The organism is Amycolatopsis sp. NPDC114505, assembly GCF_055633615.1.
Genome location: NZ_JBVKDV010000001.1, coordinates 89,452 through 104,033 on the forward strand (window position 1 = coordinate 89,452; position 14,582 = coordinate 104,033).

13 protein-coding genes are annotated in these 14,582 nt (G+C 73.3%); 3 read left to right on the top strand and 10 right to left on the bottom strand.

Annotated elements, in window-relative coordinates; genetic code table 11:
• Positions 1–6 precede the first annotated feature (6 nt).
• Positions 7–1,737, bottom strand: coding sequence for a DUF2207 family protein (locus ACZ7OU_RS00400; protein ID WP_470253783.1), 1,731 nt, complete (start codon positions 1,735–1,737; stop codon positions 7–9).
• Positions 1,738–2,262: 525 nt separating this feature from the next.
• Here ACZ7OU_RS00400 and ACZ7OU_RS00405 point away from each other — a divergent pair.
• Positions 2,263–3,573: a neutral zinc metallopeptidase gene (locus tag ACZ7OU_RS00405; RefSeq protein WP_470253784.1), complete on the top strand. Its 1,311-nt coding sequence runs from the start codon at positions 2,263–2,265 to the stop codon at positions 3,571–3,573.
• On the opposite strand, the gene ACZ7OU_RS00410 is transcribed toward ACZ7OU_RS00405, so the two are convergent.
• Entirely contained in the window at positions 3,570–4,538 is a 969-nt protein-coding gene (locus tag ACZ7OU_RS00410; RefSeq protein ID WP_470253785.1) for an RDD family protein, read from the bottom strand. The genes ACZ7OU_RS00405 and ACZ7OU_RS00410 overlap by 4 nt on opposite strands.
• 33 nt (positions 4,539–4,571) lie before the next feature.
• On the opposite strand from ACZ7OU_RS00410, the gene ACZ7OU_RS00415 reads away from it, so the two are divergent.
• Entirely contained in the window at positions 4,572–5,579 is a 1,008-nt protein-coding gene (locus ACZ7OU_RS00415; RefSeq protein ID WP_470253786.1) for a stage II sporulation protein M, read from the top strand.
• Here the strand turns inward: ACZ7OU_RS00415 and ACZ7OU_RS00420 are convergent.
• From ACZ7OU_RS00420 to ACZ7OU_RS00445, 6 genes are read right to left on the bottom strand one after another with little or no spacing between them, the layout of a single operon-like run.
• On the bottom strand, positions 5,571–6,314 hold the full coding sequence (locus ACZ7OU_RS00420) for a hypothetical protein (RefSeq protein ID WP_470253787.1): 744 nt from the start codon (positions 6,312–6,314) through the stop codon (positions 5,571–5,573). The two genes, ACZ7OU_RS00415 and ACZ7OU_RS00420, sit on opposite strands and share 9 nt — an antisense overlap.
• A 60-nt stretch (positions 6,315–6,374) precedes the next feature.
• Positions 6,375–7,667 carry a DUF58 domain-containing protein gene (locus ACZ7OU_RS00425; RefSeq protein ID WP_470253788.1) on the bottom strand — a complete coding sequence of 431 codons (1,293 nt, stop codon included), beginning with the start codon at positions 7,665–7,667 and terminating at the stop codon, positions 6,375–6,377.
• Position 7,668: 1 nt separating this feature from the next.
• Positions 7,669–8,634 carry an AAA family ATPase gene (locus ACZ7OU_RS00430; protein WP_470239123.1) on the bottom strand — a complete coding sequence of 322 codons (966 nt, stop codon included), beginning with the start codon at positions 8,632–8,634 and terminating at the stop codon, positions 7,669–7,671.
• Entirely contained in the window at positions 8,631–9,770 is a 1,140-nt protein-coding gene (locus ACZ7OU_RS00435; protein ID WP_470239124.1) for a DUF4350 domain-containing protein, read from the bottom strand. Before ACZ7OU_RS00435 ends, ACZ7OU_RS00430 begins: the two co-directional genes overlap by 4 nt.
• Positions 9,767–10,408: a DUF4129 domain-containing protein gene (locus tag ACZ7OU_RS00440; protein ID WP_470253789.1), complete on the bottom strand. Its 642-nt coding sequence runs from the start codon at positions 10,406–10,408 to the stop codon at positions 9,767–9,769. Before ACZ7OU_RS00440 ends, ACZ7OU_RS00435 begins: the two co-directional genes overlap by 4 nt.
• Entirely contained in the window at positions 10,402–11,595 is a 1,194-nt protein-coding gene (locus ACZ7OU_RS00445; protein WP_470253790.1) for a hypothetical protein, read from the bottom strand. The genes ACZ7OU_RS00440 and ACZ7OU_RS00445 overlap by 7 nt, the downstream gene beginning before the upstream one ends.
• A 250-nt stretch (positions 11,596–11,845) precedes the next feature.
• On the opposite strand from ACZ7OU_RS00445, the gene ACZ7OU_RS00450 reads away from it, so the two are divergent.
• Positions 11,846–12,862: a neutral zinc metallopeptidase gene (locus ACZ7OU_RS00450; protein WP_470239127.1), complete on the top strand. Its 1,017-nt coding sequence runs from the start codon at positions 11,846–11,848 to the stop codon at positions 12,860–12,862.
• Here ACZ7OU_RS00450 and ACZ7OU_RS00455 read toward each other — a convergent pair.
• Entirely contained in the window at positions 12,855–13,283 is a 429-nt protein-coding gene (locus ACZ7OU_RS00455; protein ID WP_470240735.1) for a P-loop NTPase family protein, read from the bottom strand. The genes ACZ7OU_RS00450 and ACZ7OU_RS00455 overlap by 8 nt on opposite strands.
• Before the next feature lie 136 nt (positions 13,284–13,419).
• Positions 13,420–14,499, bottom strand: coding sequence for a potassium channel family protein (locus tag ACZ7OU_RS00460; RefSeq protein ID WP_470239128.1), 1,080 nt, complete (start codon positions 14,497–14,499; stop codon positions 13,420–13,422).
• Between the last annotated feature and the right edge of the window lie 83 nt (positions 14,500–14,582).

Below are 14,582 nucleotides of genomic sequence, written 5' to 3' on the forward strand. Positions count from 1 at the left end.
GCACGGTCAGCGGGACGCGCGGGCGGACGCGGTGAGCAGCCCGTCGAGCGCCGTCAGGAACGACGGGAAGTGCGTGCCGAAACGGCGCAGGTCCTGCTCGGTCTCCATGCCGCCGTACCAGTAGAGCCCGGCCGAGCCGTCCGACGCCGGGTTGAGCGTGGCGAAGGCGCCGAGCCAGCGTTCGGTGTCGCCCAGGACGACCGCGTACGGCAGCGAGCGCGAGAACACCATCTCGCGGTCGGCCGGCGGGATGTCCTCGGCCTTGGCGGTGTGCAGGTAGTCGAGCAGGCCGCGGACCTGGCCGACGAGCACCCGGCCGCGGGCGGTGCGCGAGGGCAGCAGCGCGGCCGCCGCGGCGACGGCCAGCCCGGCCAGTGCGACCGCGACGCCGAGCAGCGCTTCGCCGACGGTGAAGGTGAGGACCGCGGTGGCGGCCGCGCCGAGCGCGAAGATGCCGGCGCCGAGCCAGGTCAGCCGGCCGCGGGCGGTGTCCGGGCGGCGGGAGAACCAGCGCTTGGTGACGACGTCGGCGTACATCGCGTCGCTGATCTTGCGCAGGTCGAGGCGGCCGCCGGCGCGCAGCTGCGAGACGAGGACCGCGTCGGTGCCGGCCGGCAGGAGGGTCTCGTAGACGGCGCGTTCGAAGTCGTGGAGGTGCTCGTCCGGCGGGTTGCGGCGGGCGATCTGCCAGTCCTGCCCGGGCATCTCGGCCAGCCACAGGTAGTTGCGGACGGCGAGGTCGACGACGGTGGCGCTGATGTCGACGACGTCGACGGTCTCGTCGACGACGGTGCCGACCTGGCCGGGCAGGACACCGTCCGGGCTGGCGAAGAAGACGCGGTCGCCGTCGCGGAGCAGGACCTCGACCGGGCCGGTGGCGGTGGTGAGCGCGCCGGCGTCCTCCTTGCGGCGGCGCTGGACGAAGATCCCGCCGGCGACGAGGAAGACGAGCAGGAGCGCGAAGACGATGCCGGTCAGCGGGGTGAAGGCGAAGGCGGTGGCGAAGAGGCCGACGTCGGCGAACTTGGCGTTGGCCGGGACGGTGTTCGCGGGCAGGCCGACGAGCAGGTCGACGCGGTCGCCGGGCTGGACGTCGTTCTGTTCGAGGCGGACGACGCCGGTGTGGTCGAGCTCGGCGAGGGTGCAGCGCTGGTTCGAGCCGATCGGGCCGGCGAAGCAGTCCACAGGGGACAGTCGCGGCGACGGCGCGAGGAAGGAGGCGGTGAGTTTCGCGACGGGAGCGTCGAAGCCGCTCGCGACCTGCCAGCGGGCCTGCTGGCGGCCGCTCTGGTCGGCGACGGCGCCGTCGACGGTGAACGTCACGGTCGACGTGCCGCCGGTGAAGGTGAGGACGAGCTGGTCACCGGTGAGCTGGCTGGTGGCGGCGCCTTCGGTCTTGACGTTCCGGGCCTGGAAGACGCGGTCCTGGTCGTCGCCGGCCGAGACTTTCAGCGGAACGCGCGAGGTCAGCTGCTTGCCACCGGGGACGGTGACCTTCTCGGTGACTTCGAGGGAGCCGTCGCGCAGGACCTTGAGGGCGACGTCGGCGGCGGCCCCTTCGGGCGGCTGGACGTTCTCGCCGTTTTCGCCGTTGAGCTGCTGGGGCTTCTTGACCTGTTCGGAGGGCGCGTTCGGCAGGACGGGCCCGGCGGAGGGCCCGGTTTGCGCGGCGGCGGGCCCGGCGGTCACCAAAGCCACGACGACGACCGCGGCGGCGGTCCCCCATTTGCTCAACACAGCACCACACCCTAGAGCACCCGCTCTATGCTGACGCCCGGAACGGCGAGATCTCCGCAGGTACGCCGCTTCCGACGGGGAAATCGCACGGGGGGTTCCGCTTTCATGACGCAAGGCCCACAGGGTCCTGGCTCCGGTCCTGGCTCCGGTCCTGGCCCACACGACCCACGGCGGCCGCCGCCTGGGCGAGGCCCGCTGCCGCCGCCGGGAGTCCGGCCGCTGCCGCCACCTGGGGTTCGGCCGTTGCCGCAGGGCCGGCCGGGACAAAGTGGACAGCCGGGGCAGCCGGGGCAGCCGGGCCCGGCCGGCGCACCCGGCGGCCCTGGGCCCGGTGGAGCGCCCGGCCAGCTCCCCGGCGGGCAGCCCCCGCACGGCCCGGCCGGCGGGCCAGGGCAAGGCGGCACGTCCGGCCAAGGCCCCGGCGGCCAAGCGCCACATGGCGCCCCCGGGCGAGGCGGCGCGCCGCAAACCGGGCCGCTCTCAGCGCCCGGCGGCGTGCCTGGCCAGGGTCAGCAGACCGGTGGCGTGCCCGGGCAGCCCCACGGTCCTGGCGGCCAGCCGCCCGGGCAGCCGCCCCAAGCGCAAGGACCCGCCGGTGCACCCGGGCGGCCGCCTCAAGGTCCGCAGTTCCCAGGCCGGCCGCAATTCCCCGGCCAGCCGCCCCGGGGTCCTCAAGGCACCCAGGGCTTCCCCGCCCACGGCCCGCCGTCCGGTCCCCACCCCCGCCCCGGCGCACCCCTCCCGCCGCCGGCCGCGGCGGCCTCTCAAGCCTTCGCCGGCCCGCCGCCCGGCTCTCCCTTCGGACCGCGGTTCGCGCCCGGCTACCGGCCCTACGTCGCCAAGAAGTCGAACACCGGGGTCATCGTCGCCGTCGCCATCATCGGGATCGTCGCCGTCGTCGGGGGGCTCGTCGCGGCCGTCGCGCTGATCGGGGGCAACACCCGGCACGTCGCCGATGCCGGGTACTCCAGCACCTACCCCTCGGACACCTACGAAACCACCTCCGCCGTCGAGACCACCGCGACCACGTCGTCCACCGAACAGACGACCAGCAGCGAAACCACCGAGCGCACGACCCGCACGTCCGAGGTCCCGCGCGGCCCCCGGTCGGTCGTCGCCACCGGGAACAACCCGCTCTTCGCCAGCGCCGACTACGGCCTGCAGAACGTCCCGTGCTCGCTGAGCCGCTGGGCGACCGACCAGAACAGCGCCACCCGCTTCTTCCAGTCCGGGATCGCCTGCCTCGACGCGATGTGGTCACGCATGCTCGGCGCCGCGGACCTGCCGTTCCGGTCGCCGAACCTGTCGGTGCCGCGGTCGCTGTCGGAATCGTCGACGCCGTGCGGCAGCGGGGGCACGACCACCGGCGTCACGCCGTTCTACTGCCCGTCGAACGACACGATCTACATGCCGATGGACCGCATCGAGATCGACGTCTGGGGCAACCACCCCGGCCCGTACCTGTCGATCCTGGCCCACGAATACGGCCACCACGTGCAGAACCTGGCCGGCATCTCCGAGGCGTACGGCGACCAGCGCTACGACGCGGGCGCGGACTCGGCGGTCGGGCTGGAGCTGTCACGGCGGATGGAGCTCGAGGCGCAGTGCTTCTCGGGCATGTTCCTCGGCTCGGCGTCGGTCTCCGGCGGGTCGGTCGACAAGAACATCTACAACGAGGCCTGGAACGCCCAGGACCGCGGCGACGACTACGCCCGCAACGGCAAGCGCGACCACGGCAGCGCCAGGCACAACATCTCCTGGTGGCAGCACGGCGCGACCAAGAACCGCAACCAGCAGTGCAACACGTGGCTCTCGGCGTCGGGAGACGTCTCCTAGCCCGGCGGCGTGAACGGGTTCTCGGCGGGGGCCACCGGGGTTCCGGACGGCGGAGTCGGCGGATCCACCTCGGCGGCCGGCCAGGGAGCGGACGTCGCTTGCCCGGCCGCATACCCGGCCCGCAGGAACCCCGGCTGGTCCGGCCCCGGGGCGGGCGCGCTGGGGATGTGCCCGCGCGCCGCCGCGACCTGCGCCGCGTAAGCCCGCACCGCGCGCGAGTGGTCCCGGTTGCGCCGTTCGGCCAGCACCGCCGCCAGGAACGCCCACGGCGGCACCCCGGGCGGCACCGGCGTGCCGAGCGCGTTGCCCACCTGCTGGGCCAGCTTCCAGCCGAGCGCGTGCGACGCTTCCGGCGCCAGCTGGCCGAACCGCGCCAGGAACTGACGGCTCGCCAGCGCGAGGTCGTCCGGGAGCCGCGTCAGGTCGAGCTGGGCCGCCCAGCCCTCGAGGCCCGGGGGCATGCCGATCGCCGGGTAGGCCACGCTTTCCGGCGCGCGGTCGCGGACCACCAGCGTCCCGGCGAGGAAGTCGCCGACGCGGCGGCCGTCGGACGAGCACAGCGACACGATCACCGCCACCGCCCCGAACACGCCGAGCGCCCAGAAGTCGATGACGAACCCGGCCAGCCCGCGGGTCAGGGCGTGGCGGAAGCGGATCGGCCCGCCGTCGACGCGCACCACGCGCAGCCCCACCGCCATCTTGCCCAACGAGCGACCGCGGGACAGCGTCTCGAACAGCACCGGGTAGCCGACCATGATCAGCACCAGGAACACCAGCGCGAGGGTCAGCGCGAGCGACTCGTCCTCGCCCGCCACGGTGAGCGTGAGCACGAAGAGGGCGCCCAGCAGGAGCGCGAACTGCACGAGGACGTCGAGCACCATCGCCAGCGCGCGGCTGGCGAGCTTGGCGACGTGCAGGTCCAGGACGACGGCTTCGCCGGTGACCAGCTCGGATTCCTCGCGCACACGGCCCAGCGTAGCGACGGATAGGCTGGCCCCGTGGATGTGGACGTCTTCGTCGCGACGCACTCGGCGGAGTGGAGCCGGCTCGGCGAGCTGACCCACCGCGGCGGCAAGCTGACGGGGGCGGAGGCCGACGAGCTGGTGACGCTCTACCAGCGGACCGCGACGCACCTGTCGATCGCCCGCTCGGTCGCGCCCGACCCGGCCCTGCTGAGCCGGCTGTCCGGGCTGGTCGCCCGCGGCCGGAGCGCGATCTCGGGGTCGCACAACCCCGCGTGGCGCGAGGTCGCCCTGTTCTTCACGCGCCGCTTTCCCGCCGCCGTGTACCTCTCGCGGCGCTGGTGGATCCCGGCCGCGCTGGTGTCGATCGCGGTGATGGCGGTGATCGCCGTGTGGGTGGCGCGCGACCCCGGCGTCCGCGCGTCGATCGGGAGCGCGGACGAGCTGAACCAGCTGACCAAGCCCGGCGGCGAGGCGGAGAGCTACTACTCGACGGGCCCGGCGACGTCGTTCGCGGCGCGCGTGTGGACGAACAACGCGTGGGTGGCGGCGACGTGCCTGTTCCTCGGCATCGCGCTGGGCCTGCCGGTGATCGGCGCGCTGTGGATGAACTCGCTCAACGCGGGCCTGATCATCGGCGCGATGACCGCGGCCGGCCGCGGCGACGTGATGATCGGCCTCCTGCTCCCCCACGGTCTCCTGGAGCTGACGGCGGTGTTCATCGCGGCGGGCACGGGCCTGAAACTCGGCTGGACGGTGGTCGACCCGGGCCGCCGCTCCCGGACCGCCGCGCTGGCCGAGCAGGGCCGGTCGGTGGTGGTGATGGCGCTCGGGCTGGCGTGCGTGCTGTTCGTGTCGGGGCTGATCGAGGCGTTCGTGACGCCGTCAGGCTGGCCGACGTGGGTCCGGGTGGGCATCGGGGTGTTCGTCGAGGTGGCGTTCCTGGTGTACGTGTTCACGCTCGGCCGTCGCGCGGCCCGCGAAGGCGAAGTGGGCGATCTGGACGCACGTGACACCGGGGACGCGTTGCCCGAGTCAGCATAGGCACGAGCCCTCGAAGGCGATCGACGATCCGTCCTCCAGACCGGCCGTCCCGACGAACCGCGCCTCGAACTCCCCCACCTCGGTCAACACCAGTTTCGGGCTCGAGGCCGAACCGTCCGCGCCCGTCTTGACCGTCACCGTCTCACCTCCGCCCTCGAACGCCAATGCGTTCTTCGGACGGGCCGCGCGAACGAAGAACGTCACCGGTACGTCGGCCGCCGGCTGGCCGTTTTCGCCGATCACCCGGACCACGAACGGTGCTCCCGGGTCCTTCGACGCCAGGCGCTGGCCGTTGCCCGACAGGATCGCCAGCGTGCGGCCGCCCGCCGCCCACGTGTTCGCGATGCCCGTCAGGGAACAGACTTCCTGGTACAGCCGGGCGCCCGCGACCGCGCCTTCCGCCGTCAAGCACCGGGCCGTGGCGACGTTCGCGATCTCGACCAGCCCCGGCAGCCCGGCCACGCGCCGCCACGCCTGGTGCTTGTCCGCATCGGAGCAAGCAGCCATCTTCACCGCCACCCCGTCGACCGGGCTCACCGCCGTCAGACACTGTCCACTTGCGACATTCGTGAAGTGCTGCCCGGCGTACGTCCACTTGGCACCCGGGTCCGCCGCGTCCGCCAGCACCGGCTGACCGGAAACCACCGCGAGCGACAGCTTGCCGCCGCCGTCGGCCAGGTAGACGGGAGCACCGTCGGACGCGGGAGCCGAAGCGATCGCCAGGGCCACAGCCATGAGCTTGAACATGCTTCGGGCTTAACAGGACCACCGGCGGCGCACCACCGCAGCCACCCGTTAGAGCCGCCCGGCCGCCTTCAGCGCCAGGTACCGGTCCGCCAGCGCCGGCGGCAGCTCCTCCGGCACCGCGTCCACGACACTGACCCCGTGCCGGGCCAGGCGTTCGGTCACCCGCTGCCGTTCCGCCGTCGTCCGCGACGCCGACGCCGCGTCGTACACGGCCTCCGCGTCGCCCCGGCCGGCCAGCATCTCCGCGACCCGCGGGTCCGCCACCGACGCGACGATCAGCTCGTGCCGGGCGGTCAGCGAGCTCAGCACCGGGAACAGCCCCTCCTCCAGCGGCGCCGCGTCGAGGCCGGTCAGCAGCACCACCAGCGAACGGCGCCGGGTGCGCTGCAGCACCTCCGCGACCATCCCCCGCGCGTCCGTCTCGACGAGCGAAGGCTCGATCGGCGCCATCGCGTTCACCAGCGACGTCAGCAGCGCGGCCCCCGACGAACCGTGCACCGCGGCCCGCAGGCGACGGTCGTACGCCAGCAGGTCGACGCGGTCGCCGGCCCGGGAAGCCAGCACCGCCAGCAACAACGCCGCGTCCATCGCCGCGTCGAGGCGCGGGGCGTCGCCGACCCGGCCCGCCGAGACGCGGCCCGTGTCCAGCACCAGCACCACGTGCCGGTCGCGCTCCGGGCGCCACGTCCGGACCATCACGTCCGCCGCGCGCGCCGTCGCGCGCCAGTCGATCGAGCGGACGTCGTCGCCGATCACGTACTCGCGCAGCGAGTCGAACTCCGTGCCCTGACCGCGGATCAGCACCGCGCTGCGGCCGTCGAGCTGCTGCAGCCGCGCCAGCCGCGACGGCAGGTGCTTGCGGCTGTGGAACGGCGGCAGCACGCGGACCGTCCACGGCACCTCGTGCGAACCCTGCCGCGCCGCCAAACCCAGCGGCCCCACCGAGCGGACCGTCACCCGCGCCGCCGTGCGGTCGCCGCGCCGCGACGGCCGCAAAGACGTCACCAACGCCTGCCGTTCTCCCGCCGGTACACGCAAAGCGTGCCGGTCCGCGGCTCCGGCCGAAGGCGGCCACGCGTCACGCAGCTGCCCGCGGACCGCACGGCCACCGGGGTTCGCGACGACCAGCGTCACCTCGCACGGCTCGCCGAGCCGGACGGACGTGTCGCCCGACCGCCGGAAAGCCAGCGGCCGCACGCTTCCGGCCAGCAGGAGGTCGACGACCACGAGCAGCAGGAGCACCCCGCCGACGGCGAGGATCCCGGTCGTCGACGGCACGAGCAGCCCGACCACCAGCGCGCCGATCAGCGCCAGCAGCCCGAGCCTTCCGGTGACGGCCATGTCAGCGCGGCACGGGCACGGACGCGAGCACGCGGTCGAGCACGCCGTCCGCGGTGACGCCCTCCAGCTCGGCCTCCGGCCGCACGTCCAGGCGGTGCCGCAGCGCGGGCCGCGCGAGGGCCTTGACGTCGTCGGGGGTCGCGTAGTCGCGCCCGGCCAGCCACGCCCAGGCCCGGGTGACCGCGAGCAGCGCCGTGGCGCCACGCGGCGAGACGCCGATGCGCACCGATGGCAGCTGCCGCGTCGCCCGGCACAGGTCGACGACGTACCCGATGACCTCGGGCCCGATCGTCACCTTCGCGACGGCTTCCCGCGCGGCCGCCAGCTCCGGAGCACCCGCGACCGCCTTGAGGCCAGCCGCGGCGAGGTTGCGCGGGTCGAAGCCCTGCGCGTGCCGCCAGAGGATGCCGATCTCGTCCTCGCGCGACGGCGCGGGCATGGTCAGCTTCAGCAGGAACCGGTCCAGCTGCGCCTCCGGCAGCGGGTAGGTGCCCTCGTACTCCACCGGGTTCTGCGTGGCGATCACGATGAACGGGTCGGGCAGCGGCCGCGACTTGCCGTCGAGCGAGACCTGCCGCTCCTCCATGGCCTCCAGCAGCGACGACTGCGTCTTCGGCGGCGTCCGGTTGATCTCGTCGGCGAGCAGCAGGTTCGTGAACACCGGCCCCTCGCGGAAGGAGAACTCGCCGCTGTGCGCGTCGTAGACGATCGAGCCGGTGACGTCGCCGGGCATCAGGTCCGGCGTGAACTGCACCCGAGTGGTCTCCAGGTTCAGCGACGCGGCCAGCGCCCGCACGAGCAGCGTCTTCGCCACGCCCGGGACGCCTTCGAGCAGCACGTGCCCCCGGCACAGCAGCGCCAGGATCAGCCCGGTCACCGCGGCGTCGTTGCCGACGACGGCCTTGGCCACCTCGGCCCGCAACGCGATCAGCGCGTCCCGGGCCCCCGTCGCGTTCTCGCTGGTCAAGATCGCCCCACCTCTCGTTCCACCTGGTCCAGTTCGCCGGCCAGCCGGACCAGCGCGGGATCGTCCGGCACCGGCGGGCCGTGGAGCACCGCGCCGACGTCGTTGGCCGGCCGTCCGGTGCGCGTGCTCACCGCGGTCACCAATGCCGCCGCGTCGGCGTCGCGCGGCAGGCCCAGCGCGGTCCGCAACCGGGCCCGCGACGCCTCCCGCAGCGTCTCGCCCGCGTGTCCCGCGGCCTTCGCCCGCCGGTACAGCCGGGCTCGTCCTTCGGCGGTTTCGGCCGCGCGCACGACGATCGGCAGCGGTTCGGTGACCACCGGGCCGAGCCGGCGCGCCCGCCACAGCGCCAGCAGCGCCACGGCGATGAACGCCTGCGCGGCACCGTAGTAGAAGCCGTCCGGGATCAGCTCGAAGATCGACTTGCGGGTGTCGTCCAGCGCCGGGTCCGCCGTGGACGGCAGGTACCAGACGAGCTTCGGGTGCTGCCCGAGCAGGTGCAGCCCCAGCGCGGCGTTGCCGTCGTCGGCGAGCCGCGCGTTGGTCAGCGGCGCCGACGAGCCGAGCAGCGTCGTCGTGCCGCCCGCGTCGGCGAGCTGCAGCAGCGTGCCGCCGCCGTCCTCACCGGGGTAGCACGAGCGCGCGCCGGGCGAGGCGTAGCCGATGCCGCCGAGGGTGACGTCGCCGGCCGCGACCGCCGCGGCGACCGTGCACTGCGGACTCAGGGTGCCGACGTCGCTCTGGCCGACCGGGCGCACGAGCGGCAGCGAGTCGTGCAGCGTCGGGGCTCCCGGCGTCACGATGACGACGTCCGCGGCGTGCTCCCGCAGCGCGTCGAGGCGCTTCGCCGGGACGAGGTCGGGCTGGGTGACCAGCAGGGTCGCGTCTTCGCTGATCGCGTCGTCGGCTTCGTCGGCGGTGTGCGCCGCCTGGACGTCGACACCCTGGTCCTGCAGGAGCTGCGCGAGCGCGTGCGCGCCGCCGGGTTCGTACGAGCCGGGTTCGAGCGCGCCGTGGGTCTGCTCGCCGCGGCCGAGCAGCAGCAGGGCGCCGGCGGCGAAGATCAGCGCGACCAGGGCGAGCGGGATCCGCACACCGCGCCAGATCCGGCGCACGTCCGGCGATACCGAGGTGCTCACGAGCCCGCCATGGCGACCGGCCGTTCACGGCGGCAGCGTTCGTCCAGCTCGGTCAGGGTGCGGTAGGCCGTTTCGGTGCCTTCGCGGCCGCCGTAGTGGACGTCGTCGAAGAGCCGCGCGCCCTCCCGCAGTTCCGCGGCGACGTTCGGCAGCAGCACCCCGGCCTCGGCGGCGGCCTCGTCCGCCGTCCGGCCGGAGCGGGCGTCGAGCAGCGCGCGTTCCTCCAGTGCCCGGACGACGGCGCGGAAACGGTCGCGGACGGCGTCGCCGTACCGCCCGGCCGCGGCGGCCTCGGCGGCCGAGCGGCGGTAGTCGTCGGCGCTCTGGCGCTTCCCGCCGAAGACCGTCCGGTCGGCCCGGGACGCGCGGGCGATCTTGCCGGTGCGCAGCCGGACCACGACGACGAGCACGATCAGCAGCACGAGGACGAGCAGGACACCCCAGATCCCGCCCGGCACCACCGAAGACATGCCGTTCAGCAGCTTTTCGAGTTGCTCGCCGAGCCACTGCCCGACCTCCTGCAGGAAGTTCGGCCGCGCGTCCCGGTACTTCGGGTCGCTCAGCTCCTCCGCCGCCGCGCGGCGGGCATCGTCCCGGTCGATGTCGACCGGGACGTCGGTGAGCAGCAGCGTCACCACGCCTGCGGCGGCTGCACGCCGGCCGCGCGGGCCAGCTCGATGTCCATGCCTTCGCGGCGCATCCGCTGGTCGAGGTAGACGATCACGGTGACCAGCGTGACGAACGGGATCGCGATCGTGCCGGAGATGATCTGCCCGGCCGACTGCAGCAGCAGGTCACCGGTGCTGGGCAGCGACACCTTGCCCGGGTTGAGCACCTGGTCGAAGACGCCGGTGCCGAGGGCGAACGGCAGTTGGATGATGTTCTCGAAGAGCGACTGGATGACCCGCGCCAGCAGCAGGATGCCCAGCACCCGCCAGAACGCGCCGCTGACCAGCTTGATCGACCGGACGAACGCCTCCCGGAACGTGCCGCGCTCGAGCACGAGCGCCGGCACGGCCAGCGCCCAGAACACCCAGGCCAGCACGCCCGGGATGATGCAGAGCATCAGGCCGACCGTCGTGACCAGGCCGTACACGAACGCCACGCCGAGCAGCGGCAGCAGGCGCGGCTGCAGCTCGCGCCACGCGATGCCGAAGGTGACCTCGCGGCCCAGCGCGGCCCGGCCCATCACCGTGGCCATCAGGCCGGTGGTGACCGCCAGCAGCAGGGTCGAGATCAGCAGCGTCGGGATCAGCACGAGGAAGAGGTCGCCGAAGGTGCCGAAGACGAGGTTGCGCACTTCTTCGTCGGTCGCGCCCGGGCCGAGGGTCGCCGTCGTGGCGAGGTTCTCGAAGTCGGCGAGCACGTACTTCTGCACGAGGAACGTGATCCCGGAGGTGAGCACCGCCATCACCGCGCCGATGCCGAGGATCAGCGCCGGGTGCCGGCGGATCGCCGTGATCGAGCCGTCGAGGATGTCGCCGATGTTGAGCGGCCGCAGCGCGATCACGCCGGGCTTGCCGAGCCCGTGCGGGCTCCAGGGCCGCTGCTGCTGGTACTGCTGCTGGTACTGCTGCTGCCCGCCGTACGGCGGCAGTGGTGCCGGCGGTGTCGGCGGCCGCTCCCAGCCCGGCGGGGTCGCCGGTCCCGGGGTCGCCTGGGCGTCCGGCGGCTGCCACCCGCGCGGCGGCGTCGCCGGTGACGCGGAGTGGTCTTCGGCCGGCTTCGAATCACCCGATCCGGGGGCGGGAATCCGCGGGACGCCCTGGCTGGGTGTCGGCGTGTCGTCGCCCTTGTCGCCGGGCGCGCCACCGGTGTCTGTCATCGAAGCCCCTCGCCTGCGGTACCTGGTTGGCAACACTCTTTCAGAGCCAGTCGCACCCGGCCAGACCTGGGGTGACGTCGGTCCGTGGTGACCGCGTGCGCACGGACGGGTGCGAGAGCCCCCATTCCCCCGATATGCTGAATGGCGGGATCGGGTACCCCCGGTCCGTACCGAGACCTTTCGGGACTGCCTAGTGACGCAACCGCCCCACGGCCAGGTACCGCCTCGCGGAACCGTCCAGCCGCCGCCGGTGCCGGATGCGCAACCGGATCTTCCCTGGCTGGGCCGCCCCCACACCGTGTCCGCGCCGCGCCGCCGGTCTCCGGCCGCAGTGATCGGGGTGTGCCTCGGGGCGGTGGCCGTGCTGGTGCTCGGGCTGGTCGCGATCGTCGCGCTCAACCGCAGCGAGACGCCGCTCGCCAACGCGAACTTCCGTGACACCCCGTCGTCGCAGGACGTCCCGTCGCAGCTGCCCGGCGGCGCGGGCGCCCCGGCCTCGGCGTCGAGCCCGCCGTCCGAGACGTCCGCACCCAGCGCGACCGGTCCGCAGAAGATCCTCAAGCTCGCCGACCACCCGATCCTGCAGGACCCGAACGCCGGCCTCCAGAACCGCGTCTGCACGCTGCCGGCCTGGCAGAGCACGCAGGCGGGCGCGGAAGCGTTCTTCACCGCGGCCAGCAAGTGCCTGGACGCCGCGTGGGGCCCGTTCCTCAGCGCCTACGGGCTGCCGTTCACGTCGCCGGCACTGCACTTCCCGACGGGCGCGAGCTTCGAGACCGAGTGCGGCACCATCCAGGTCGGCATCGCGACCGCCGCGTACTACTGCGAAAACAACCTGTACGTCCCGTTCCGCGGGCTGCAGACCGACCAGTACGGCAACAACCCCGGCGTCTACCTGGCCCTGTTCGCCCACGAGTACGGCCACCACGTGCAGGAGGTCGCCGGCCTGATGGACGCGGCCTGGCAGAAGATCTACGAGGCCGGCCAGAACAGCCCCGCCGGCCTGGAGATGTCGCGGCGCAAGGAATTGCAGGCCCAGTGCTTCTCGGGCATGTTCCTCGGCGCGCACGTCGACCAGGGCGGCACGATCAGCCGCGACATGTACAACAAGGCCTGGAACGACCAGGAGACCCGCGGCGACAACACGTCCCGCAGCCACGACCACGGGACGAACGCGCACTACGCGTCCTGGTGGCGGGCGGGCGCGACGAGCAACCGGATCTCCGACTGCAACACCTTCGCGGCGCCGTCGTCCGAGGTCAGCTGACCTTCGGGGCCGGCTTCGGCCGCAGCGGGATGCTCAGCCACAGGTAGACGAACATCCCGCCCGAGAAGCACGCGAACACCAGCAGGAACAGGCCGATCGGACGGCGCGCGTCCGAAGCGCCGGCGGACGTGTCCGCGACGCGGACCGTGACCGTGCCCTGGTCCGGCAGCACCTCCGGGACGCCGACGTCGACGCGCTCACCCTGGCCGTGCCCGCAGCCGTTGAGCGTGCCCTCGTGGGTCTTGCCCGCGACGGTGAACTTCACGGTCTCGACCGCGTCCGGCCGATCGCACGGCGCGGGCTTGGTGACCTCGGCCGTCACCGGTGCGCCCAAGTCGTCGTTGGTGATGCCCAGCAGCCCCGGCCCGGCGAGCCAGCACAGCAGCACGACGAGCAAGCCCGCCGCGGCGGGAATCGCCACCGTGGGCCACTTGAGATCGAGTGATCGCGGGGGCACTTCGCCATGGTTCCAGATCCCGCGGGCAAAACCCAGGCGCCCCGGTCCCGGCCACCAGGTCCCCGCCGGGTCTCGCCGGGTCTCGCCGGGCGAACCGGACCTACCGCTCGATCTTCTCCGTCTGCGTCACCTTCTTGACGTAGAGCAGCTTGTCGCCCGGCTCGATGGCGTCGGCCTGCGGGGAGTCCACGCGGTACAGGACGCCGTCGCGGACCAGGCCGAGGACGAGGTCGGACAGGTGCCGCGGCGACCCGCCCTCCTCGGCCGGCTCCACCGCGCGTTCGGCGATGGCCAGCCCGGACTCGGGCGTGAGCAGGTCCTCCATGATGTCCACGACCAGCGGCGTCGACGTCGCCATGCCGAGCAGCCGCCCGGCCGTCTCGCTGGAGACGACGACCTGGTCGGCGCCGGACTGCTTGAGCAGGTGGACGTTCTCCGCCTCCCGCACCGACGCGACGATGTGCGCCTTGGGCGCCAGCTCGCGGGCGGTGAGCGTGACGAGCACCGCCGTGTCGTCGCGGTTCGGGGCGACGACGACCGCGCGCGCGTGCTGCACGGCGGCGACGCGCAGGACGTCGGAGCGGGTGGCCGAGCCGTGCACGGCGACGAGGCCGAGCGCGCTCGCCGCGTCGAGGGCCTGCTGGTCGGTGTCGACGACGACGATCTGCCCCGGGGCGATGTTCTCGTCACCGAGCAGCGCGTTGACGGCGGACCGGCCCTTGGTGCCGAACCCGACGACGACCGTGTGGTCGCGCACCTTCGTCCTCCACTTCTGGATCTTGAACGCCTGCCGGGAGCGCTCGGTGAGCACCTCCAGCGTGGTCCCGACCAGGACGATCAGGAAGAGCACCCGCAGCGGGGTGATCACCAGAACGTTCACCAGGCGGGCGGACGAGGTGGCCGGGGCGATGTCGCCGTAGCCGGTCGTCGAGAGGGAAACGGTGGCGTAGTACAGGCTGTCGAGCAGGGACAGGCCGTCACCGTTGGCGTCGCGGTAGCCGTCGCGGTCGACGTAGACGATGATCACCGTCAGCAGCAGCGCGAGCGTCGCGCCGATGACCCGCTTCATGATCGAGCGCAGCGGGCTGACCGTCAGCTCGGGCATCCGCAGGACGCCGACGAGCTCGTGGTCCGGCCGATCGGTGAGACTGCCCAGCGGCAACCGCCTCAGTGCCTTCATGCACCGGCTCCCCGCGGCAGGTGTCGAGCGTCACTCACGCCCGGAGGATAGCCGAACGGAGTACCCGGCCGCCGCGTGGAACG